General features: G+C 52.2%; 21 protein-coding genes. 11 read left to right on the top strand and 10 right to left on the bottom strand.

What is annotated here, in order from left to right; translation table 11 throughout:
- The first annotated feature begins 11 nt into the window (after positions 1–11).
- The 3 genes from PN477_RS04910 (at position 12) to PN477_RS04900 (ending at position 4,663) form a co-directional block, all read left to right on the top strand.
- Positions 12–1,433 carry a DUF2079 domain-containing protein gene (locus tag PN477_RS04910; RefSeq protein ID WP_272119435.1) on the top strand — a complete coding sequence of 474 codons (1,422 nt, stop codon included), beginning with the start codon at positions 12–14 and terminating at the stop codon, positions 1,431–1,433.
- Positions 1,434–1,457: 24 nt separating this feature from the next.
- Positions 1,458–3,005, top strand: coding sequence for a glycosyltransferase (locus PN477_RS04905; RefSeq protein WP_272119433.1), 1,548 nt, complete (start codon positions 1,458–1,460; stop codon positions 3,003–3,005).
- A 71-nt stretch (positions 3,006–3,076) separates the two neighbouring features.
- Positions 3,077–4,663, top strand: a complete 1,587-nt coding sequence (locus PN477_RS04900; protein WP_272119431.1) for a hypothetical protein — start codon at positions 3,077–3,079, stop codon at positions 4,661–4,663.
- A gap of 241 nt (positions 4,664–4,904) precedes the next feature.
- Here PN477_RS04900 and rfbD read toward each other — a convergent pair whose 3' ends face one another.
- The 3 genes from rfbD to rfbA are packed head-to-tail and all read right to left on the bottom strand — an operon-like array spanning position 4,905 to position 7,233.
- On the bottom strand, positions 4,905–5,789 hold the full coding sequence (gene rfbD / locus PN477_RS04895) for a dTDP-4-dehydrorhamnose reductase (RefSeq protein WP_272119430.1): 885 nt from the start codon (positions 5,787–5,789) through the stop codon (positions 4,905–4,907).
- Positions 5,786–6,352, bottom strand: coding sequence for a dTDP-4-dehydrorhamnose 3,5-epimerase (gene rfbC, locus PN477_RS04890; protein WP_272119428.1), 567 nt, complete (start codon positions 6,350–6,352; stop codon positions 5,786–5,788). The genes rfbD and rfbC overlap by 4 nt, the downstream gene beginning before the upstream one ends.
- Positions 6,343–7,233, bottom strand: a complete 891-nt coding sequence (gene rfbA / locus PN477_RS04885; protein WP_272119488.1) for a glucose-1-phosphate thymidylyltransferase RfbA — start codon at positions 7,231–7,233, stop codon at positions 6,343–6,345. Before rfbA ends, rfbC begins: the two co-directional genes overlap by 10 nt.
- A 177-nt stretch (positions 7,234–7,410) precedes the next feature.
- Between rfbA and PN477_RS04880 the strand changes: the two genes are divergently transcribed.
- From PN477_RS04880 to PN477_RS04865, 4 genes are all read left to right on the top strand, one after another.
- Entirely contained in the window at positions 7,411–8,328 is a 918-nt protein-coding gene (locus PN477_RS04880; RefSeq protein ID WP_272119426.1) for a hypothetical protein, read from the top strand.
- Positions 8,329–8,647: 319 nt separating this feature from the next.
- Positions 8,648–9,655: a pentapeptide repeat-containing protein gene (locus PN477_RS04875; RefSeq protein WP_272119424.1), complete on the top strand. Its 1,008-nt coding sequence runs from the start codon at positions 8,648–8,650 to the stop codon at positions 9,653–9,655.
- A gap of 63 nt (positions 9,656–9,718) precedes the next feature.
- Positions 9,719–9,964 carry a hypothetical protein gene (locus tag PN477_RS04870; RefSeq protein ID WP_272119422.1) on the top strand — a complete coding sequence of 82 codons (246 nt, stop codon included), beginning with the start codon at positions 9,719–9,721 and terminating at the stop codon, positions 9,962–9,964.
- A 55-nt stretch (positions 9,965–10,019) separates the two neighbouring features.
- Positions 10,020–10,355, top strand: coding sequence for a tRNA-binding protein (locus PN477_RS04865; RefSeq protein ID WP_272119420.1), 336 nt, complete (start codon positions 10,020–10,022; stop codon positions 10,353–10,355).
- A 263-nt stretch (positions 10,356–10,618) separates the two neighbouring features.
- Here the strand turns inward: PN477_RS04865 and PN477_RS04860 are convergent, their stop codons facing one another.
- From PN477_RS04860 to PN477_RS04840, 5 genes are all read right to left on the bottom strand, one after another.
- On the bottom strand, positions 10,619–11,140 hold the full coding sequence (locus PN477_RS04860; protein ID WP_272119418.1) for an FHA domain-containing protein: 522 nt from the start codon (positions 11,138–11,140) through the stop codon (positions 10,619–10,621).
- Between the two features lie 167 nt (positions 11,141–11,307).
- Complete coding sequence (locus tag PN477_RS04855; RefSeq protein ID WP_272119416.1) at positions 11,308–13,656, bottom strand: heavy metal translocating P-type ATPase; 2,349 nt, start codon at positions 13,654–13,656, stop codon at positions 11,308–11,310.
- A gap of 89 nt (positions 13,657–13,745) precedes the next feature.
- Positions 13,746–15,089 carry a TldD/PmbA family protein gene (locus PN477_RS04850; protein WP_272119414.1) on the bottom strand — a complete coding sequence of 448 codons (1,344 nt, stop codon included), beginning with the start codon at positions 15,087–15,089 and terminating at the stop codon, positions 13,746–13,748.
- A 33-nt stretch (positions 15,090–15,122) separates the two neighbouring features.
- A complete protein-coding gene (locus PN477_RS04845) occupies positions 15,123–15,512 on the bottom strand; it encodes a Uma2 family endonuclease (RefSeq protein WP_272119412.1) in 390 nt (129 codons plus the stop codon).
- Between the two features lie 5 nt (positions 15,513–15,517).
- A complete protein-coding gene (locus tag PN477_RS04840) occupies positions 15,518–16,990 on the bottom strand; it encodes a TldD/PmbA family protein (RefSeq protein WP_272119411.1) in 1,473 nt (490 codons plus the stop codon).
- Between the two features lie 218 nt (positions 16,991–17,208).
- On the opposite strand from PN477_RS04840, the gene psbU reads away from it, so the two are divergent.
- Together psbU and nadB are read left to right on the top strand one after the other, a co-directional pair.
- The gene (psbU, locus tag PN477_RS04835; RefSeq protein WP_417158752.1) at positions 17,209–17,592 is read left to right on the top strand and encodes a photosystem II complex extrinsic protein PsbU; all 384 of its coding nucleotides are present in this window, start codon (positions 17,209–17,211) and stop codon (positions 17,590–17,592) included.
- A gap of 210 nt (positions 17,593–17,802) precedes the next feature.
- A complete protein-coding gene (nadB, locus tag PN477_RS04830; RefSeq protein ID WP_272119407.1) occupies positions 17,803–19,488 on the top strand; it encodes an L-aspartate oxidase in 1,686 nt (561 codons plus the stop codon).
- Between the two features lie 45 nt (positions 19,489–19,533).
- Here the strand turns inward: nadB and PN477_RS04825 are convergent, their stop codons facing one another.
- Positions 19,534–19,998 (bottom strand): hypothetical protein, encoded by a 465-nt coding sequence (locus PN477_RS04825; RefSeq protein WP_272147039.1) that lies wholly within the window; start codon positions 19,996–19,998, stop codon positions 19,534–19,536.
- Between the two features lie 147 nt (positions 19,999–20,145).
- Between PN477_RS04825 and PN477_RS04820 the strand changes: the two genes are divergently transcribed.
- Both PN477_RS04820 and PN477_RS04815 read left to right on the top strand, forming a co-directional pair.
- Complete coding sequence (locus PN477_RS04820) at positions 20,146–22,053, top strand: caspase family protein (RefSeq protein ID WP_272119403.1); 1,908 nt, start codon at positions 20,146–20,148, stop codon at positions 22,051–22,053.
- Positions 22,054–22,107: 54 nt separating this feature from the next.
- Entirely contained in the window at positions 22,108–22,803 is a 696-nt protein-coding gene (locus PN477_RS04815) for a M48 family metallopeptidase (protein ID WP_272119401.1), read from the top strand.
- Positions 22,804–22,829: 26 nt separating this feature from the next.
- On the opposite strand, the gene PN477_RS04810 is transcribed toward PN477_RS04815, so the two are convergent.
- Positions 22,830–23,345 carry a hypothetical protein gene (locus PN477_RS04810; RefSeq protein ID WP_272147037.1) on the bottom strand — a complete coding sequence of 172 codons (516 nt, stop codon included), beginning with the start codon at positions 23,343–23,345 and terminating at the stop codon, positions 22,830–22,832.
- Positions 23,346–23,497: the final 152 nt, after the last annotated feature.

Here is a 23,497-nt window from a genome sequence, read left to right as displayed (position 1 = left end):
TTGGATAGGTAATGCAGCGACCAAAAATCATTTTGTATTGGGGTATAGTGCAGAGTTTGATTCTCTTTAGCTGCGCCTCAATTCGGCATCTTCTGTTTAATTCCCATGCCTTTGATCTAGGCTGGTTTGATCAAGCAACCTATCTGATTTCGATGGGCAAGCCTCCCATTGTGTCCTTTTCCGGCTTCCATATTCTTGGTGATCATGGGGCATGGATTTTTTATCCCCTCGCTGCCTTGTATTGGATCTATCCGTCGGTGTATTGGCTTTTTGCCGTGCAAGCGATCGCCCTCTCTTTGGGGGGCATCCTCGCAGCCAAACTAGCGCAACAAGCCGGACTATCCTCAGGTCACACCGTTGCGATCGCCCTGGCTTACAACCTCTATCCTGTGGTTTTCAACGCGAATCTTTTTGATTTTCACCCCGATACCCTCGCAGTTCCAGCCATTTTAGGGGCCGTGCTAGCGTTGCGATCGCATCGTTTCTTGACCTTTTTCGGCTGTATTTTGTTAATCCTCGGTTGCAAAGCTATTTTGTCCTTAACAGTTGTCGGTTTAGGACTCTGGATCATATTGGGTGAGCGGCCCAAATGGTATGGATTTTGGGCCATGCTCTTAGGAACCGCTTGGTTTATCTTTACCACTCAATGGATTTTTCCCCACTTCACCGGCATGGATGCGGCGGTGGAAATGTCCGATGGCCGCTATGACTATTTAGGCGAGTCCATTGGCGAAATGATTCAAACCCTCATTTTGCAGCCGCACCGCATTCTCGGCCCGGTGTTGAGCCTGGCTAATTTAGAATATTTAGTGCTACTATTTGCACCGATCTTTTGGATTTTACGACCTCGCTATAGTCTGCCGTTAATCGGTGCAGCCCCCGCCCTGATCTTAAATTTAATTACTACCTATCAACCCCAAAAAGACCTCGTTCATCAATACGCCCTGCCGATTTTACCCTTCTTCATTCTCACTGCGATCGCCATCCTCAACCATAACCCCAAATCCTTCATCTACCGTCCTAAATTTCTCATTGCTTGGGCAACAATTGGCTTTCTCGCCCTCGGAAAATACTATTATTTCGGCAGTCTCTATCTTGAGAAATTCGATACTTGGGTAACGATGCGGGATGCGATCGCCCAAGTCGAACCCAATGTTGGCATAATCACCCAGGGTGAATATGCCCCCCACCTCACCCATCGCCGCGACATTTACCTGATTGACCCCAGCCTGCCCCAGCGTGATCTCACCCAAATCGATGCTATTTTATTCAATCGTCGGCATCCCGGTGAATTTCCTGATACGATTGAAACCGCCCAACGCTACCTCGAAAGCCGCCCTGATTTCACCGTGACCTACAACCAAAACGATGTCCTTCTCTTTCAAAAAATCGCCCCTGATTCCCCTAAATCAAGCCCTAACGATTCTCCCTAACTCACCATTCATCTTTTGATCCCTATGAACACTAAAATTCATTCTAACAAAAAGAATTTACCCTCTTCAAAAATTGCTGTATCTGCCAACAACAATAATAAACGCATTGGCATACTAATCGTTGCTTACAATGCCGTTTCAACGCTTGTGAAAGTATTGAATCGAATTCCTGAAGATGTTTGGAATAATGTTGACGAAATTGTTGTCTTCGATGATGCCAGTCAAGATCACACGTATGAACTCGGATTAGGATACAAGCAAAGAGCAAAAGTTCATAACTTAAACATCTTTCAAAACCCTAAGAATTTAGGCTACGGTGGCAATCAAAAACTAGGCTATAAATATTTTATTGAGAAAGGATTTGATGTTGTCGTGTTATTACATGGTGATGGTCAGTATGCGCCAGAAATATTATCTCATTTATATCACCCACTAGTAACAGACCAGGCTGATGCCGTCTTTGGTTCGAGAATGATGACACAATATGGAGGAGCAATCAAAGGAGGAATGCCCCTTTATAAATATATTGGCAACAAAATCTTAACTCAGTTTGAAAACTGGTCACTCAATATGAATCTAACTGAATTTCATAGTGGCTACCGTGCCTATAGCATAGCTGCATTAAGTCAACTTGATTTTTCTGCAATGACTAATGATTTTCACTTTGATACAGAAATTATTATTAAACTAAATCATCATCATTTTAGAATTCACGAAGTTCCAATTCCAACCTATTATGGCACAGAAATCTGTCATGTGAATGGACTGAAATATGCGAAGGATGTGTTTCGCTCAGTCATTCGTTATAAACAAACAGTCCGCTCAATCAAAAAATATCCTGAATATCAAGAATTTTTTGTCAAATATCCTCTTAAAGAGAGTAAATATTCTAGCCACTATCTCTTCTCCCGTCTTGTGGGGTCTGGGCATCGAGTCTTAGATATTGGTTGTGGCCATGGATTTCTCGCTGCAACATTATCTCATCATAATCAAGTGTCAGGAATTGATATTTTAGATACTCCGAAAAACATTGATACTTTCCAATACTACATCCAAGCAGATTTACAAAAAGGGTTATCTGATGCTTGGTCTCAATTAGGCTATTTCACGAACACAGTTCAATCTGTGCGGCCAGAAGAAAAATTTGATACAGTGCTTTTGCCAGATATTTTAGAGCATCTCTATCATCCAGAAAAACTACTCAACGATTGTCAAAAAGTTTTAGATCACCATGGTCGTCTCATTGTTTCAGTGCCCAATGTTGCGAACATCACAATCCGTCTCAGTCTTCTCTTTGGAGCCTGGAATTACACTGAACGAGGTATTCTTGATCGTACTCATTATCGTTTTTATACCCGTAAAACCATCAGAACACTTCTAGAAGAAAATGGCTATCAAGTCATCAAAGAAATGATGACAGTAATGCCTATTGAATTAGTATTAGGTCTACATCCTCAAAATAAGCTAATGATTTTACTAAATCGCATCCTCGCTTTCTGTACTTATTGTTTCCCTAGACTATTAGGCTATCAATGTATTGTTGTCGCACGTCGTGATCTTAAACAGAAGTAGTGATCAAATAGCTTTCGTTTCATATTTTGGCATCCAATTTTTTTGATTCATGTTTTTTGAATACTGTCTCTATGAATTCTCAAATTAAGCATAAGCATCAAGTTCGATTTTCTCTCATTCTCAGTTTAGTTTTTTTTAGCCTAGCTTTTTTTGGTATTTTACATCATGAAATGTGGAGAGATGAAATTCATACTTGGCTTGTTGCTCAAAAAAGTGAATCACTTTGGAATCTGTTCTATCAAATGCGATATGATGGTCATCCGAGTATTTGGTATCTCTGTGTTTATGGACTAACCCGGATTACAAAAAATGCGATCGCCATGCAGATTTTCCACATCATGATCGCAACAGGATCTGTTTATTTATTTAGTTTATATAGTCGATTTAGTCGCTTTCAGATTATCTTATTCACGTTTAGCTACTTTTCTTTTTTTGAATATGCATTAGTGAGCCGCAGTTATTCTTTGGGAATACTATCAACTTTTTGGTGTTGCAAGCTAATAACTGATCGCCACCGCAACTATTTAGCTATTTCGATCATATTAGCTGTCATGGCGAATGTTTCATTTTATACTTTAGTTGTCGCATTTTCAATACTCTTGGGTTTGAGTATTGAAGTGATATTTTTACCTTGGTTGCAACAAGAAAATTCTCAAAATGAAACGTTAACTCATTCGATTTTGAGGCAACAAAACAATCCAAAACTTGCATCAATATATCTTGTAATTGCAATTCTAGGCATAACTATTGCATTAGCTCAGATGCAATTTTTTGCTCCTGCTGATCGCGCAAATGTTGAGGGTTGGTTTTTTCATTTTGACGCTAATCGATTTTTCTCTAGTCTATCAATCTTATACAAATCTTTCTTGCCAATTCCTGCATTAAAAGTAACATTTTGGAATCAATATATTATGGGTATTTGGGTGCAGGCTCCCCTATTTTTACCCTTACTCTGCTTTTCTATTTTATGTTTGATTCGTACCCCTATTCCACTTTTGATTTATCTGTCTGGCTTAGGCAGTATATTACTATTTAACTATACAAAGTATTTTGGAGCGGCACGCCACTATGGTCATATTTGGATTTTGTTCATAGCGTGTTTATGGATTGCAAAGTATTATAAAGTCTTTTTTTCGTGGAACTTTCTGGATCAGAAAATTGATCGATTACTAAGTTCTTTTAATTTCTCTATTTTTGAAAAACGAAAAGAAGTGATCATTACCAGTTTACTCGTTTGCCATTTTATTTCTGGTTTTTATGCATGGGGTATAGATCTAGTTCATCCTTTTTCTACCGCTCAAGCCGCGTCACACTTCATTCAAACAAAATATGCGAGAGAAGATTTTTTCCTGTCTGGCTTTCCGGATTGGTCAGCCGCATCTTTTCCGGCTTATCTAGATCGAGAGATCTATTATCCTAATCGGGATGGATTTGGAACATTTGTTTTATGGAATAACAAGCGTCAAGCGATTACGACGGAAGACGCTATAGCGAGAGTTCAAGAAGAAGTCTCGCGCCGTAGTCAAGATTCTATATTCATCCTCAATGCGCCTCTATCGATTGAAGAGTCTTCTGATCTTTCATTGATTGCAACGTTTAAAGGTAGTATTGTCGGTGATGAAGACAGCTATCTATATTGGATAAAATATAAAAAATAATTGCTGAGATATTGATACATTTCAGCCCTCATCTATTTAAAAATCAACGTTTAGATGTCCTCCTTTTTCTGGCTACTACTGGCACGAAATCCGTTAATCTGTGGGTTACGGCGGATTGCTGAATTGCACTTATGACCTATACTTTAGCCGCCTAACCCACCCTACAATAAAGTATCATTTTAGCTGTGTCATGCTACTGCTATAAATATTCTCTGAGTTAGAATTTTGCACTGATCTATTGTCAGTTCATCGGACTCAACGTCTGCAGTGTTTTATATAATACTGCTTGCCAATGGTGAGGTGTGATTGCTAGTTGCTGCCAAGTACGAGATTTATCCAAGACAGAATAACTAGGACGCTTTGCTAGGGTGGGAAATTCTAGGGTGGAAATTGGCTGCACAGGCACAACTCGATCTAGTAAATGTAACTGATAACTATGGTGTTGTATCGCCACGGCGAAATCATACCAACTCGCAACACCTGCATCTGTAACGTGATAAATGCCCTGTATATCTTGAGCGATACTTTGCCACAGAACCTGAGCTAAGGTGGTAGCTGCCGTAGGTGTGCCGACCTGATCCGCGACCACGCGCACTTCATCGCGTGTCTGCATGAGCCTCAACATAGTAGACACGAAGTTATGGTTGATGACGCTGTATAACCAGGCTGTCCGAATGATGAGGCTCTTCTCTCCGAGGATACGTAATATTTGCTGCTCTCCCGCTAGCTTACTTTCGCCATAAACACTGAGGGGGTTAGGCCTATCGTCTGGTTGATAGGGTCTTGATGCTTTACCATCAAAAACAAAATCTGTGGAAATATGCAACAATCGTCCTCCTATTGTCTCCACAGCCTGAGCTAAATAGCCGGGGCCATCTCCATTGATGGTGAAGGCTAAAGTGGGTTCTTTTTCTGCTTGATCAACAGCCGTATAAGCGGCTGCATTGATGACCCAAGTGGGTTTAGTTTCAGTAATTAGGTCAATCACTGCTGCGCGATCGCTAATATCTAATTGCTGACGGTTGAATGCTTTGATTTGTACTTGGGGAGGAGCCGTTGCGATTAAAGCCTGTCCTAGTTGTCCCCCAGCCCCCACGAGTAAAACGGAAATATAGGTTTGATTCATGAACACTTTGGGTGATATTGAGGGAGTCGAGTCGGTTCGATTTCAGTGAGATAGGGGGCGTGGGTATCTTTGTCCGAAAGTTCTGGGTTTTTAATGGGCCAAGCTATGTCTAGATCAGGATCATCCCAGCGTAAATTAATATCAGTTTCTCTGTGGTAAAAGTCTGTGCATTTGTAAACCAATAATGCGGCATCACTGGTGACACAAAAGCCGTGAGCAAATCCTTCTGGTATCCAGAGTTGATGCTTGTTTTCTGCTGAGATGATCTCTCCGACCCATTGTCCAAAATTAGGTGAGCCGACTCGCATATCGACTGCCACATCAAAGACTTCTCCTTGCAATACAGACACTAATTTTCCTTGAGCATGAGGATATTGAAAATGTAGACCCCGTAAGATGCCTTTCCGAGAATAGGATAAGTTGTCTTGGACAAACTGCGGACCAATCCCCTGGGCTGCATAGCGATCGCATTGAAAGGTTTCCACGAAAAACCCTCGATCATCATGATATACCTGGGGTGAAATGAGCTTCACTTCCGGTAATTTAGTGGATATCACCTGCATGGTATAACTTTTTCTAAGAGTTGAATTAAATAGTTACCGTAGCCATTTTTAGAGAGTTTATCTGCCATTACGGCAAGTTGCTCTGGAGTAATCCAGCCTTTGTGATAAGCAATTTCTTCTGGACAGGCTATTTTTAAGCCCTGACGATGCTCAATGGTTTGAACAAACTGGGAGGCTTCCAATAAACTATCATGAGTTCCGGTATCAAGCCAGGCAAAGCCGCGACCGAGTAACTCCACTCGTAACAGGCCCTGTTGAAGATAGGCTCGATGTACATCGGTGATTTCTAGTTCACCTCGGGGTGAGGGTTGAATCTGTTTGGCAATATCAATGACGTGATGGTCATAGAAATATAACCCGGTCACAGCATAGTTAGACTGTGGATTTTGAGGCTTTTCCACAATTGATAATACTTGTCCATGCTGATCAAATTCTACGACTCCGAAACGTTGGGGATCTTTGACAGCGTAGCCGAAAATGGTTGCTCCTCCCTGAGTTTTGGTCGTAGTAACGGCACGTTGTAATTGTGTGGTGAAGCTTTGTCCATAAAAAATGTTATCTCCCAAGACTAAGCAAATAGAATCTTCACCAATGAAAGACTCAGCGATCAAAAAGGCTTGAGCTAATCCGTCCGGTTGGGGTTGAACAGCATAACTGAGATTTAATCCCCACTGATTGCCGTGACCGAGGAGACGCTGGAAACTGGCTTGATCTTGAGGGGTGGTAATTACTAATATTTCTCGAATATCAGCCAGCATCAAGACTGATAGGGGGTAGTAAATGAGGGGTTTATCGTAAACGGGTAGGAGTTGTTTAGATGTCCCCAATGTGATGGGATATAGGCGACTGCCCGATCCTCCTGCCAATACAATGCCTTTCATGAGTTCAGTTTTAATCACTGTTATTAACAGTAATCGATACAAGCCCATGCATAGAACTTTTATGACAGGATAAAGAATGTTGAAAAGGGGGTAGAGAAGGGGTTTGATCCAAATCACCACACAATCGCAAAAAACGCATGGAACAGAGGAGCATCATCCTAAGGCTGTCTTGTGGCCATGATCCGAGAGCCTGACGCGATCGCTCATCTGGACGGATCTGAAGTGGCCCTCTGGTGGCGGCAGGTTCCGCCGTGGCGCGGGCGAAAAACGGGGTATTTGGGGCGGTTGTCGTTTCGGACGGTGGCTGAGGGGGTGGCCTTGCTCAGGGCAGCGGAGGAACGGTTACGGGCTGAATGGTGCGAGGCGGCGATCGCGCCCATTGACGGCAGTACCTGGCAACCCTATCGCGCCGTGATTGACCCCGGCACTGCGCCCTCCTTCGCCCTCGAACCGATTACGCCGCCCCACCATCCCGCCGCCCTCGCTCAAGGGGGGTTTATGCCCTGTTTGACCTATCGATCTGCCCTCTGTGACGTTGTGACGCGGCGCGATCCGCCGGCGGATGTGTGGCGCGATCGCTTCACCCAAAACGGGATCACCATCAACGCCCTCGACTGCGATCGCCTCTCTGACCGATTGCCCCCGATCCATCACCTCATCCATGCCGCGTTCGCTGAGACCCCCTTGTTTACCCCCCTGCCCTATCCGGATTTTGAGCAGCAGTACCACGCCCTTTTACCCTACCTGCGGCCGGATTTAATTCGCGTCGCTCTGGATCAGGGGCGTGTGGTGGGTTTGGTGTGGGCGTTTCCTGATTGGTGTGATCGGACGGGGAATACGGTCGTGCTGAAAACGGTGGCGCGTTGGCCGGGGTGGGCCTATGGAGGGTTGGGGCGGGTGTTGGTGGCGGATTGTCATCGGGTGGCGGCGCAGTTGGGGTATGGGCGGATCATTCATGGGTTAATGCGCGATCGCAACCCCTCCCAAGCGATCAGCCGCCGTTATGCTCAACCGCACCCCCTGCGACGCTATGCCCTCTTTGCTAAGGTTTTTGATCAAGTGCAGCGTCAAGATTTAAGCTTCGGATCGTCTTGAATGTCTAACGCTGAATGGAACGGTGCGTTACGCTTCGCTCACAGCACCCTACTGCAACGACACAGCTAAAATTAGGTTTTGCTGTAGGGTGGGCTAGGCGGATTAAACTCCCATTATTACTACAATTCAGCAATCCGCCGTAAACCCCTAATTAACGTGTGTCATGCTAGGAGGATGCGCTAGACAGGATTGGCGATCGCCCTCCGCAACGCCTCACGCCGCCTTGACCCTTTCATCCCTCTGGCTAGTGTTTGCCTTTGATGATAGCGTTAGATGCAGAACCCGTTGACTCACCCTTTCGACTCTGGGTAAATCTGTTATGACTGCTGCTTTGGTTTTCGTTAATTCTTTCCCTGATTTGGCGACGCTGCATCTGATCTTGAATCAGTCTGACGATCGCACGACGCTGCAATTACAACTTCAGGTTTGTCCGCAATGGTTACCCCTCGGCGCGGGACGGGTTCATTGGGCGTTGCGGGGCAGTGGGCTACATTTGACGTTGCCCCATTTACCGGCTTCGGAGTCGATGACCTCGGAGTTTGGCCCGGTGGAAATTAGCGGCGATCGCACCCTGCATTGGTCGCTCACCTTCCCCCCCCAAGCCCATCACTTGGATCAAACCCTCCTCACCCTGCCCCATCCGCCCCAGGATCTTCAACTGGATCTCGTGCCCCGGTTGGTGGACTGTGGGGTATTGGTGGCGGAAGGGTTGTGGACTCGTGATCTGAGTCCGAATCAACAAGCGATCGCCAAACGTGCGATCGTCAAAGCCCTCTGGTCTGCCCTACAGCCCTGCCTCTGCCGCGTCACCACCGACTCCCCCCCCGCCGCCCCTGCCCAATTTCCCACCACCATCCCCACCCTAGAGGCAATCCTCACCGCATCCACCGCCGGGATGCTCGACCTAGCCCAGTTGGCCCACCTTGATCCTGCCGTTGACTTTGCCGGGGGTGATTTTCTCGGCGTGGATTTGCAAGAAACCGATTTAAGCGGGGCAGACTTGCGCGGGGTGAATCTACGCGGGGCGGATCTCAGTGATGCGGATCTCAGCGGGGCGGATCTCAGCGGAGCCAACCTGAGCGGGGCGGACTTGAGCGGCGCATTTTTGGAAAATGCCAACCTGAGCGGGGCGAATCTTCAGCGGGCGAGCTTGGCTCTGGTGTCCTTGGCGGGGGTGAACCTCAGTCAGGCGAATCTATGCGGGGCGACGGTTAGCGAAACCGTCTGGACGGGGGCGACCCTGACTCAGATGACGCTGGGGGATAATTTGGGGTTAACGCCCACGGTGCAGCAGCAGTTGATCGAACGGGGGGCGATCGCACCATAGCAACGGATGGCACAGCATCAGTATGATTGGATCACGTTCATTATGATCGGGAGCCTTCAGTCCATGTCTCATGAACAGCAGCGATCGCCAGCATCCCTTAAGCCTGCGATCGGTCGTTTCTTCATCGGGTCTAGCGTCGGTGCCATGGTTGCCGCCCTGCCCATCCTCTACGGATCATCCCCCGCCCTGACACCGATTCACCTGGGGATTGTCGCAGGCCTAGTGCTGCTTTGCGGTGGTCTCGCTAGCCTCTGGGGTTCTGCCTTCCTCAACGCCCTGATCCGCACCTTCGACAGCACCGGCCTTTAAACCTAAAGAGATCTAGGGCGTTCAGCATCACCAGTGATCCAGGAGCATCAGACCCATGCACGAGGCAAGTTACGCCGATTTTTTGACGCTGGAAATCCACACCGGCACGATCATCCGGGCGGAACCCTTCCCCGCCGCCCGCAAACCCGCCTATCGCCTCTGGATCGACTTTGGCCCCTTGGGGGTGAAAAAATCCAGCGCCCAAATCACCGATCTATACACCCCCGACAGTCTGATCGGGCGCATGATCACCGCCATCACTAACATTCCTCCCCGCCAAATTGCCAATTTTATGTCCGAGGTGTTGGTGTTGGGGGTGGTGCAGGCGGATGGATCGGTGGTGCTGTTGGAGCCGGAGCGGCCCGTGGCGGCGGGGCAACGGATTGCCTAAACGCGGAGCAGATCCCAGATCCATTAGGGTTAAACCCAATCTGATCGGGCTTGAGGGCTTTTGCTTGTTGCCGATGCTCAACAGTTGACCTAGCCTGTGCTGAATCCCCCTCTCAGCCGGGACAGCGAGTGAGACGCTCGCACGACAGAGGATTCCAGGAAGGTACTGTGAGCCTCTGGCTCACTGAATACTCGCACGAGTAGCTTGGCATTGCCCTGGGGCTTGGTCTCATCTCTGCCCTGTTGTCGTGCAATCCAACTCCTCTAGACATCCTTTCGATTCGAGGCGGTGTCTTGTTCTGGGTCAAGGGGGATGTCGTCCTGATGTTTTGCCGTTTCCGTGTCTCCGGACATCATCGCGGGGTCAATTAGCGTAATGTCGAAGGGGTCTTCTGGGGACATGGCGGGTAAGTGATCGGCGTTGGTTTGGGCTGGAAAAATACGCGATTGATAGATTGCGGACACTTGGGGGCCAAAAACGACTTCGTCGCCATGCTGTAAGTTGTGCGTGGACAGTTTTTTGCCGTTGATCAGAAGCCCATTGACGCTGGGTCGTCCTTTTGTGTCTCCATCGACGATTTGATAGAGCACGGTGCCATCGCTGCGGGTTTTCCGGTTTAGAACTGCGTGATGGCGGGAAACAAATTGGGAACTGAGGTGAATATCACAGCTGCGATCGCGCCCAATCAGGTACGACTCAGTCAAAAGTGGGACAGAACGCCGTCCCCTAGCATCATCAACGATCAGTAAATGTTCTTGCTGCAATTTTGGTGTCGGTGCAGTCATAGACAACCCGTGTGCCTCATGTTGCTGATTGAGGAAAAATAGTGATGTGGCACGTTGGTGCCAGATGGACTAGATATCAGTGCTGTGATTACTTTTATTGTGTCACAGCCCAAGAATTCTCTAAACCAGAAAAAATAATCTAGGACGGCAGAGCATGGGCAGGATTTTTACAATGGTAGTCGGCGATCGCGCAGTAATAGCGAATTGGTCACTACAATAACGGAGCTTAACGCCATCAATGCCCCTGCCATGGGTGGACTTAACAAAAATCCAAACCGAGGCAAGAGAAGACCCGCCGCTGTGGGAATCAGAACGCTATTGTACCCCAAGGCCCAGGCTAAGTTTTGCCGAATTTTAGCAAAAGTGGCTCGACTCAAATGTAATACACTTTCGACGGCCTGTAAGCCCAGTTCTGCATTGGGGGGCTGCATCAAGACAATATCAGCGGTTTCGAGAGCCACATCAGTACCGCTATGGAGGGCGATCCCCACATCCGCCTGAGCGAGGGCGGGGGCATCGTTAATGCCGTCACCCACCATGGCCACGCGGTGATTTTGGGCTTGGAGGGCTTGGATGTGGTCGGCTTTGGCGGTGGGGAGGACTTGGGCGAGAACTTGGGTGATGTGGAGTTGGGCGGCGATCGCGGCCGCCGCATCGGGATGATCGCCCGTGAGTAACACCACATTCAAGCCCATCTGTTGTAAATTCTGCACCGTTTGCCGCGCATCGGCCCGCAAGGGATCGCTCAACGCCATCAAGCCAATACAGGTTTGATCTAAGGCGAGATAGATCACCGTTTGCCCCCCTTGGGCGAGGGATTGCTGAATCGGGTCGAGGGCGGCGGGGATCGGGATGTTGCCCTGCTGAAGCCAGGCGGCATTACCGACGCGACAGAGGGCGGGGGGGTGATCGGGGCGGTGGATGGTGGCGATCGCACCATACCCCGGCGCACTGACAAAATCCGCCGTCGGATAGAGGTCAAGATCGCGCTGGGCGGCGGCGGTGAGAATCGCCGTGGCTAGGGGGTGCTGGCTGCCCTGTTCAATGCTGGCGGCGAATCGCACCAAATGATCGGCGCTCCAATCGTTGAGGGGATGAATTTCGGTAACTTGGGGACGGCCTTGGGTGAGGGTTCCGGTTTTATCAAAGACGATGGTATCCACACGGTGCGCCGCTTCGAGACTGTCGCCGCCTTTGATCAGCAACCCTTGTTCTGCGCCGCGACTCGTTCCCACCAGGATCGCGGTGGGGGTGGCGAGGCCGAGGGCGCAGGGACAGGCGACGACGAGCACCGCGATCGCCAGTTTCAAACTGATTAAGCTGGGGACACTGGCGATCGCTTGACCCGCCAACCATTGATCACCCCAGACCTGCCAGAGGAGGAAGGTGAGGAGAGCGATCGCCATCACCCCATAGGCGAAATACCCCGAAAGCTGATCCGCCAAGCTCTGAATCGGAGCCTTGCGGGTTTGGGCCGTTTCCACGGCGGCGGTGATTTGGGAAAGGAGGGTATCCTCGCCAATGCGCTGGACTTTGACGGCGATCATGCCGCTTTGGTTCAGGGTTCCCGCCGTCACCGTATCCCCGATCTGTTTCGTGACCGGGAACGATTCCCCGGTCAACATCGATTCATCCACACTGGACGACCCCTGCATCACCTCGCCATCAACGGGAATTTTTTCCCCCGGCAAGACCCGCACCCATTCCCCAACCCGGAGCGATCGCACCGGAATCGTGATGCCGCTTTCCTGGGCTGTGTCGGCGGTGCTGATCAGGCGGGCGGTTTGGGGTTGGAGTTGAATTAAGGCCTCTAGGGCGGCGGTGGCGCGGCTGCGGGCTTGGCCTTCGAGGGTGCGCCCTAAAAAGACAAAGCCCAACAACATCACCGGCTCATCAAAAAAACAGTCCCAGCCCAACTGCGGCCACAGCAACGCCGCACAACTGGCTAAATAAGCGCTTCCCGTCCCCAACGCCACGAGGGTATTCATATTGGGGTTACCGTAGCGGAGACTCCGCGCCCCATCGGTGAAAATCTCCCGGCCGGGAATGGCGATCGCTAAGGTCGCCAAGGCCCAATGCACCGCGATATGTCCCAAGATGGGAATTTCCGGCCCGCCCCAATGATGCCAATGGCCCAACAGGGAAAAGAGCAACAGCCCCGCCGCGATCCAAAGGCGTTGACGGTGGGCTTGACGTTCGGCGGCGGCGCGATCGCGCCAGTTCGGGGTCGTCGGGGTCGCTGTATCCTCTGGGCGGGGGGTACTGGGAAAGCCCCGTTGGGTGAGGTAGTCGGCCATGGCCTGCGGGGTGATCGCGTCGGGGTTGTAGTCCACCACGGCGATCGCTGTAATCAAATTGACACAGGCCGAATGAACACCGGGCTGCTGCTTGAGTTGTCGCTCCACCGCCGCCACACAGCCCGCGCACTGCATCCCATCCACATCAAGGGTGAGGGTGGTGAGGGGGGACGGTGTCGAGGGGTTAGAGGTGGGTGGGGCGGGGGAAAGGGTAGTCATAGACAGGGCGTAAGGTCAGCAATAGGGTGATCTTAGCGGGGAAACGACAGCAATGGTGACAGGAGGCGATCGCCCCCCATGCCTCCCCGTTAAGATTCCCCCGTCACCGACACATCATCCACCCAAATCCGAGGACAGACCCCGCCCGGTGTCAGTTCCGGCTCCGATTCCACATAGATAATCGCCTTGAGGAGATCTCGAAAATCCCCGGCGATCGTGGCGGAATCGACGCTAATTTTCTCCCCCTTATTCACCAGCCAACCATCAAAGGGCAGAGAAAACGACCCTTGGAGCGCACTCACCCCCGCATGGAGGGCGCTGAGATCATCAATCAGCAGCACATTTTCCGCCTCATCAAGGCTGTAATGTGTCTCGCTGGGCTGACCGGGGAAGACATGGTAAAAATGGGGGCTAACACTCACCTTCGCGCCGATGTTGGCGTGGCCGGTGGGTTGGGCGTTCATCCGTTTGGCGGTTCCGGTGCTGTGGATAAAACTGGTGAGGATGCCGTTTTCGATCAGCGGGACGCGGCGGGTGGGTGTGCCTTCGCCGTCGAAGGTTTCGGCGCTGACATTGTCAGGATGGAGGGCATCATCCGCCAGGGACAGCAGGGGGGAGGCGATCGCGACACCGATCGATTCCGGTGTCGATAAACTCTGCTTATCTAACACACTTTGGGCATTAAATAGATTGGAAAACGCCCCCAACAGTCCTAAAAAGGCTTCCCCCGAAAAGACGACGCGATATTTACCCGATGGGATTTTTTGGTAATTGAGATGACTAATGGTTTTCTCGCGGGCTTCGGCGATGCAGTCCGCGATCGCTAAACTCCCCAACCCCGGACTCATCCGAAAACTCCCAGCACTGCGGGGCTTTTTCCCCTCCTCCTCGGTTTTGCTGTAGAGATACACCGACGCATAGGTACGGGCTTCGGAACGCAACGCCCCGGCACTATTGAGATAAAACCGCTCAATTTCCTGTTGCGACAAGCCATTATAGGGAACGCTATGAATCGCCGGATGAGCACCCAAAAGTTCCTGCTCCGCCTTGACTAGGGAGGTGATTAAATCAGTCACGGGGGTGGGTTCGGCTCGGTTAGCGGTCACCTCCGGTAGCGGGGCGGTGGATTCGGGGCTAAAGTCGGGGATATGCTCTTTCACGCCGAAAATACTCGCATCCTGGGCGGTTTTCAGCGCCAATTCAATCCCCACGGGGTCTACATCCGTCGTACTCGTCACCCCCATCGTGCCGTTGTCGTTCCACACCCGCACAATCACGCTGGAACGGTTGGAGGCTTTCACCTGTTTCGGTTCACCATGATCCACCTGTACGCTGGTGGAGTCGGTATTTGCACCATAGACATCATATTTATGTACCCCTAATTTTTGGGCAATGTCGGCGGTATATTGGGCGAGGTCTTGAATTTGAACCATAGCTAAAATGTCCTTGGGAAAATCACTAAACGGTTAAGCAGGCAAAAATACGATCAACGGTGGGCTGCCAGGGATCAAGCTGGGGCAGAATGGGCGGAATGGCTTGGCCCTCGTGGGTTTGGGGGGATTGGTGTGGAATAAAAGAGAGAATGAGGCGATCACACGGATTGAAGATTGAGCCGGGGACAGGATTTCAATGATCCAATCCGGGGCTAGAAAAAAATCATCGACAATATCGCCGGCTTGATCGCGAGGAATGCGATCGACTTGAAACAGGCTAATGTCGGGAACAAGGGAGCGATCGCCCAAGGTGCAGCGCAATTCGCTCAAGGCCCGCACGGGTTTTTGTTGATCATTAATGTCAGCGGTTAAGGCTGACTGAATCGCGCTGTGTTTGCCGAGGCGATCGCGCTGTCCCACCATGATGATTAACGACCGCCGACGGTGATCGAATCGACTTTAATGTGAGGCTGGCCCACGGTGACATAGATGCCGCCACTGATCGAGCCACAGAATCCCGGTGCAAGGCTGAGATCATTAGAGCACATGGAAATCTTGTGCATGATGTCCTTGGCTTCGCCGATCAGGATCGCGCCCTTGAGGGGTTTGGTCACTTTGCCGTTTTCAATTAAATACGCTTCATCCACACCGAAATTGAATTCCCCCGTCGGGCCCACACTACCGCCGCCCATTTTCTTGCAGTAAATGCCCTTATCAATCGAGGCGAAAATTTCCTCAACCGAGCAATCACCGGGGGCGATGTAGGTGTTGCGCATCCGGGAAGCGGCGGCGTAGGTGTAGTTTTGGCGGCGACCGCTACCGGTGCGAGGATGGCCCGTGCGCATTTGGCCGGCGCGATCGCTCAAAAAGTTCTTCAAAATGCCATTTTCAATTAACAGCGTCCGCTGGGTCGGCATCCCCTCATCATCCATATCCAGGGTTCCAAAGGCATCATCCGATCGCCCCTCATCCCACGCCGTCAGATTTTCATGGGCAATCTTCTGACCCTTCATCTCCATAAACGGCGTTGTAGCCCGCTCAATCTGCGTCGTTTCCAGCAAGTGACCGCAAGCCTCATGGAAAATCACCCCGCCGAAATGGTTCGCCATCACGATCGGATAGGTTCCCGACTCCACATAGTCCGCGTAGAGCATCTGCCCCGCACTTTCGGCCACTTCGGCAGTGGCTTTCTGATAGTTCCAATTGCGCAAGAAATCCGGATCACTGGTGTCGCCATCCCGTAGCCCATTGGAGGTGCGATGTTCCCCATCGGCACAGAGCACATTACAGGACACCGACTGCGTCAGGCGAATATCCCGCGCAAACGTGCCATCACTGGACGCGACAAGCACCTCTTGCCAATCCCGGAAAAAGGCCGCCCGGCGTGATTGCACATGGGATGCGGCTTGCGCCAAACTGGCGGTGGTGGCCAGGAGAATTTCGCCCATTTCTTCGATGGAACTGCATTCGGGGAGCCAGAGTGCTTTATCTTTGGCCTTGGCGTAGTCCCGCAACAGTTCGAGGCACACTTCCGGGATAAAGGCCGTGGGAGCCGGGAGGGTTAAGCCCAGAATGGAGAGGGCTTTTTCCAGGGCAGTTTTAAGACCCTGGAAGGTGAGGTCATTGGTGCTGACGTAGCAGTCAGCCTTGCCGCGAAAGACGCGAATCCCTGCCCCGGTGGTCAAGCTGGGGGAAATGCTGGTAATTAGATCATCTTCTGCCAAGCAACTAATATAGTTAACCCGTTCGAGAAAAAATTCAACGAAATCCGCACCGGCAGCTCGACCCAGGCCGAGGAGGGTGGAGAGGGGCGCTTCCCAAGTGCCGTCAAAGCGGGCTGGGGTGGCGAGATAGTCTAGGCTGGGGAGTTCTTGGGTGAGTAACAGAGTGCTTGGAGCCATAGGGATTTGAGTGGGGTGGGTTCGCTTCACTACATCATGGGCTTGGGGAGTTCCCCAGTTGATTAGTCTAACAAACTCCATGGGGTGGGCTCTGTGGCAAATGTAACGGATGATGGCCGTAGCGTGGCCCTTGGTAGGATAAGATGATTGGATATTAAATGACTATAAATAGAATGGCTGCGGTCATTCTATGCTTGCTTGCAGAGGAGGATTTTGAGTTGAAGAGATTAGTCAACTGGTTACTAATTGCCGTATTTTCCGTGGGTGTATTTTGCTGGGGTGCTCCACCGAGCCAAGCGGCGGATGCGCAATTGCGGAACAATGCGGACGCGATGCTTGAGACTGAGTTTGGGGCAAAACTTGACCTCAATAATACAAATGTTCGTGCGTTCCGCAAGTTACGGGGCTTTTACCCCACCTTGGCTCAAAAAATTGTCCGCAACGCTCCCTATGAGGCTGTTGAGGACGTTTTGAAAATTAAAGGACTGAGCGAAACGCAGAAACAACGCTTAAAGGATAATTTGGACAAGTTCACGGTTGTTCCTGTGACGGATGTGTTCACGGAAGGGGACACTCGTTTGAATAATGGGATCTACGACTAGGACGAAGAGGGGGCATGAGGTGGCGGCTTAACCGTTGGGTTGATGCCGATCGCGATCGCACCTCTTGACGTTCATGATGATCCAAAACCCACTCCTGAGGGGGTGGGCTTTTTTGTGGGGGATTGGGGCGCGATCGCCCCGAACTTGCACCGAAACCGTAGAGAATCCCCCTGAGCCTGCTATAGTCTCAAAAAATTGTTGAATCGTGCCATGACTGTTTCGCGCTCATCGGGGGCTATGCCGGCTGCTGTGGATGTGGTGGTAGTGGGAGCAGGGGCCGCGGGGCTGTATGCCGCCCTCTGTTTGCCGAGCCAGTATTCCGTCTGTTTGATTACCAAGGAAACGCTCGACACGGGGGCGAGCCAGTGGGCCCAGGGCGGCATTGCGGCGGCGATCGCTCCCACCGATGCGCCGGTGTTTCATCGCGATGATACCCTCAAAGCCGGGGCGGGATTGTGTGACAAAACGGCGGTGGAATTCCTCGTCGATCATGCGGCGGATGCGATCGCGCAACTGGTAGATTACGGGGTCGCCTTCGATCGCTACGATGGGCAATTAGCCATGACCCTCGAAGCGGCCCATTCTCAGCCCCGCGTCCTCCATGCTGCCGATACCACCGGGCGGGCGATCGTCTCGATCCTGATTGAACAGGTGATGCAGCGCCCGAATATTCAAGTGTTTTCCCAAACCCTCGCCCTCAAACTCTGGCAAACCCCCGACGGGAGCCGCTGTCAGGGTTTGGGGTTGTGGTATCAGGATCAAATCCATTGGTTGCGGGCGGGGGCGGTGGTGTTGGCCACGGGGGGCGGCGGTCAAGTGTTCGCCCAGACGACGAATCCCACGGTGAGCACGGGGGATGGGGTGGCGTTGGCCGGGCGGGCGGGGGCACAGTTGCGGGATTTAGAGTTTTTCCAGTTTCACCCGACGGCGTTGGCGCAACCCGGTGCGCCGCGCTTTTTAATTAGTGAGGCCGTGCGGGGCGAAGGGGCGCATTTGGTGGATCGCAAGGGCGATCGCTTTGCCTTTCGATATCACCCCAAGGGAGAACTCGCGCCCCGCGATCGCGTCAGTCGGGCCATTTTTGACTATCTCGAAGCCACCGAACCCGATCCGACTCAGGGCCGGGTCTTCCTCGACCTCAGCCCCATTGACCGCGATCGCATCCGTTACCGCTTCCCCAACATCATCCGCGTCTGTCAACAGTGGGGCATCGATCCATACCAAGAACCGATTCCGGTCACGCCCGCCGCCCATTATTGGATGGGGGGCATTGTGGTGAATGTGGACAATGAAACCTCTCTGCCGGGTCTGTATGCCGTGGGGGAAGTGGCGAGTACGGGGGTGCATGGGGCGAACCGCTTGGCGAGTAATTCTCTTTTAGAATGTGTGGTCTATGCGTCGCGCCTCAGTCAGTTAACCGTCACCTCGCCCCCAGAGGAACCCACGCTGCAACCGGAACCCCACGCCCTCGCGGACTGTGATCTCGCGGCGATGACCCAGCAGCGGCAGGCGTTGCAGCGGTTGATGTGGCACAGTGCGGGGATTTGCCGATCCCAGGCGGTGTTAGATGAAGCGATCGCCCAGGTGGAGCAATGGCAAGGGGACTTTGAACAGGTGGCGATCGTGCAGCAACTCCGCGCCCTCACCCCCACGATGGAATTCATCAAAACAGAAACCGCGCTGCCGGTGATTCGCCAGGTGCTGGAAACCGATAATCTCCTGGAGGTGGCGCGATTAATCCTCAAAAGTGCCGCTTTTCGCACCGAGAGCCGGGGCGGCCATTTTCGCCAAGACTACCCCGAATCTGATCCCACCTGGGCAAGCCATACGGTGATTGAGGGCGATCGCTGGTCAAAAGTCCCCTGTCAATCGCCCCTGTCTGAAGCTGATCGGTGATTGCCCCCTCGCAGTTCCCCTCGTTGCGCCATCCATCGCTGGAGTTTAGGGCGATGGGGGTGCGTCTGCTTCGGGGTCAAAGCCGAGGAGTTGTTTGGTCATGGGGAAATAGGTGGCCCATTGTTGGGGGTCGGGGAGGTTGACCCAATCGCGGCGGGTGACATGGAGGCGGAGGAGGGGAGCGATGAAACCGTTATTTTTGCCGTAGATGGTGGTGGTGGCGGTGGTGCTGAGGGGGTTGCTGTCGAATTGGCGTTGTACAGCGGCGCGGGCGACGGCTTCGGCGCGGCGGAGAAAGGTGTCGTAGGTGTCGTCGGTGCGGCGTTGGAGTTCGATGGAGCGGGGTTGGATTTGGGCGAGGCTGGGGGGTGGTGCGATCGCATTCCCCACGTTCATGGCAAACATGATCCCCAAACCGATGACCACCAGACCCAGCCCGCTCCTGGGCCGAAACCGGAGGAAGTTGCAGGGGTAAATGGTCTTGTTGCTGGTGGTGTTTTTCGCTCTCATGCCAAACCTCTAGGATCGCCCAAATCCGTTATAACACCCTGCGATCGCTTCGCTTTGTGATTGTTTACGATTCCAGCCCCCCCAGAACGAGAGAGAATCGAGGAATTCCGTTAAAATTAGCTTGCAACCTGTTCAAGTACTGGGGATATGGCAGACTACACCGCGTTGGCAATTGGCATCAATCGCTATCAATATATTCAACCCCTCAACTACGCCCAAGATGATGCTCAAGCCATCTATCAATTGTTGGTGGAAGAGACAGAACTCCCCCCGGAGCAGGCGTTGCTATTAACCGATGCCTCCCCCTGGGTGGGAAACCAGACCACAGAACCCACGAAAGAGACGATCGGCCATTGGATTGACACCTGGCTGGCGACGCAATCAGGCACATTGCTCTGGTTTTTCTTTAGTGGTTATGGGGTGAGTTGGCAAGGGGTGGATTATTTGATGCCCATTGACGGCAACCCGGCGGATATTCCGGGGACAGGGATTCCGGTAGAAGACTTGTTAAAGCGGTTACAGGGACAGGGCGATCGCCGCGTCTTAGCCCTGCTGGATATTAACCGTTCGCCGGGGGTGATTGCCGGTGAACCCGTCGGGGCCCAATTGGCCCAACTCGCGCCGGAAATGGGCGTTTCGCTGCTGCTGTCGAGTCAGATTGAAGAGTCCTCCCATGAGGCGGTGGCCTTGGGCCATGGCATGTTTACGGCGGCGCTCCTCGAAGCCCTGCGCTATTTTGGCTCCCAAACCACCCTAGATAACATCAGCAGTTATCTCTACGAACGGTTGCCGGAATTGAGTGAACACCATTGGCGGCCGGTGCAACATCCGCTGATTATTATTCCGTCGATTGAGTTTGCCCAAGCGCCGCTGTTGCCCCAAGGTCGGGGCGAAGCGGTGGCTACTGCGCCCCCGTTGGCGGCGGTGGCGGCCCCGATGGTGCCAGAGAATGGGACGGCCACGGCGGAGGCGGAAGAGTTTCCGCCGGAATTGGCGGCTGAACCCTTGGGCGCACCCCCAGAAGAGGATGAAGTTGAGGTGACGGAACCGACGCGATCGCTAGATCTCCCCCCCTTCTCGCCGCCCCCCCCGGCTTCGATGCTGAACCCCCCCACCACGTCCCCCAACGTCCCCCCGGCCGCCCCGTCATCCCCGGCCCGGCCCTCAAAATCTCAACAATCTTGGCTGATCTGGGGCGGTGGGTTACTTTTGATCCTGGGCTTGTTAGGGTTGCTGAATTGGATGTTTGGCGATCGCACCCCGGCCCCGGACACCGCCACCGATCCGGCCACGGAAGCCCCGATCACCCCCGTGCCAGCGGGTGATCCGGCATCCCCCGCTGCCCCAGACCCGAACGCGGCAACTCCCCCGGCTGAGGTTCCCCCGACCGATGCCCCGGCCCAAGCTCCCACCGCTGCCCCAACGACGGATGCGGCGGCTGTGCCCACCACCCTAGAAGAGAGTCAAGCCATTTTGGCGCGGGCCCGCACCTATATCCAGTCCAACCAAGCCTCTGGGTTTAGTCGGGCGATCGCCGAAGCGAACCGCATTCCCCCCGGTGCGCCCCTCTACACCGAAGCCCAGGCGGATATCAACCGCTGGAGTCAGGTGATTTTAGACATTGCCAAGGGTCGGGCGAATCAGGGCCAGTTTGATGCGGCGATCGCAGCGGCCCAACTGATTCCCGCCAGCCAAACCCAGAGCCACGCCGCCGCCCAGCAAAACATCAGCCAATGGACGCAAAACGCCGCCCTCCAAACCCAAAACTCCGAAAAAATCCGCGCCGCCCGTCGGATGATTCGCTACACCCAAGCCTCGTCCTATATTCAAGGCATCAATGAGTTGAAAACCATTCCCGCCGGTCAACCGGGCTATCAACAGGCCCAAGACTTAATCAAACGCTGGGGTGAGCAAATTTATCTGATTGCCAATTCACGGGCGGCGCGGGGTGAGTTTGAGCAGGCGATCGCCACCGCGCAACTCGTCCCAGCCGATGCCCCCAACTATCAAGCCGCCCAAAGTGCGATCGCCCGCTGGCAAAAAGGACAACGCTAGGGATCGCGAGAGTCCCAGAATCCGTACAATAGGGATGGTTGCTGTGTCAGTGTCATGTCTTCGATTACTCTCTGCGGCTTGAGCATTCGCGTCACGCGCAAACCTATTAAGCACCTTTATCTCAAGGTGCATCCCTTGGATGGGCGGATCTCCCTCTCGGCTCCTGATACGATGCAGTGGGACGAACTTGAGCAGTTTGTGCGCTGTAAGTTGGCGTGGATTCAACGCCATCGCGATCGCATCCAAGCCCAATCCCCCCCCAGCCATCGACAATGGCAAAGTGGCGAAACCCACTATTTCCAAGGGCAAGCCTACGAACTCGCCCTCTGCCCCACCGTCGGTAAACCCAGTGTTACACCCACCGCCCACACCCTCGAACTCCACACCCCCCCCCACAGCACCGCCACCCAACGCCAACAGATCCTCCACGGTTGGTATCGGCATCAACTCAAACTGATGATTCCGCCTCTGTTGCACCACTGGCAAGCCCAGATCGGGGTCACGGTGAATGAATGGCGGATTAAACAAATGAAAACCCGCTGGGGCAGTTGCAATATTATCGCCAAGCGGATTTGGCTCAATTTAGAACTGGTGAAGTTTTCCCCCGCTTGCCTTGAATATGTCCTCGTCCATGAACTGATCCACCTCTTAGAGCCGAGCCACAATGCCCGCTTCTATCACCTCATGGATCAGTTTTTACCGGCATGGCGCGATCGTAAAGCGGAACTTGAAGCCCATTGGCACTGTTAAGCCGGTTTAAAACCGCGTGAGTTGTGCTAATCCTGAATCGCGCCAATCACGGCTTCTATGTCTTGATCGCGCTCTTTGGTGTTGGGGTTGAGGGTGATGGCTTCGGTGAGGAGGTCGGTGGCGGTTTTGGTGTCGCCATTTTTCGCTTCGGCTAGGCCCTCATCCCGTTTGCGGCGGGCGAGTTCGTTATCTATTGCAACTTGGATTTTTGTCTCTTGCTCTGAGGTAGTGGGGTCGAGGTCGGCGTTGGGGTCAATCTTGGCGAGGTGTTGGAGAATGTTGCGGGCTTGTTTCGGGTCGCTGGTTGCGAGTTCTAAAGCTCTAGAGGCGACGGAGGGATGGGCGGGGAGATTGGCACAGGTGCGGCGATAGGTGGTGAGATTGGGGTCTAGGTAGCGTTCCCACTCTTTCGCGGTGAGGTTGCGACTGAGGCGATCGGTGCATAATTGTTTTTGTAACTCAGCGGTTTGAACAACGCTAATTGTTGCTATTCCATCTACACTCACCGTCGTAAGTGTCGTTCCATTCTGACCCCATGACATAGCCAAAACTTCGGTAGTGGTAAATATGTAGTGAAATGCGATCTTTCGAGATCAAGATAATAAAAATAAACAATTTATACTAATTATGGCTTGATTGCTACCTCATTGGCTTTGATGATCAACTATAATATTCATCAATTCATGTCTTAATT

Origin of the sequence: Spirulina subsalsa CS-330 (genome assembly GCF_028330765.1) — a bacterium.
In the GTDB taxonomy this organism is placed as follows: domain Bacteria; phylum Cyanobacteriota; class Cyanobacteriia; order Cyanobacteriales; family Spirulinaceae; genus Spirulina; species Spirulina subsalsa_A.
The sequence above is the reverse complement of the archived record's forward strand: the minus strand, read 5'-3'. Positions and strand labels throughout refer to the sequence as shown.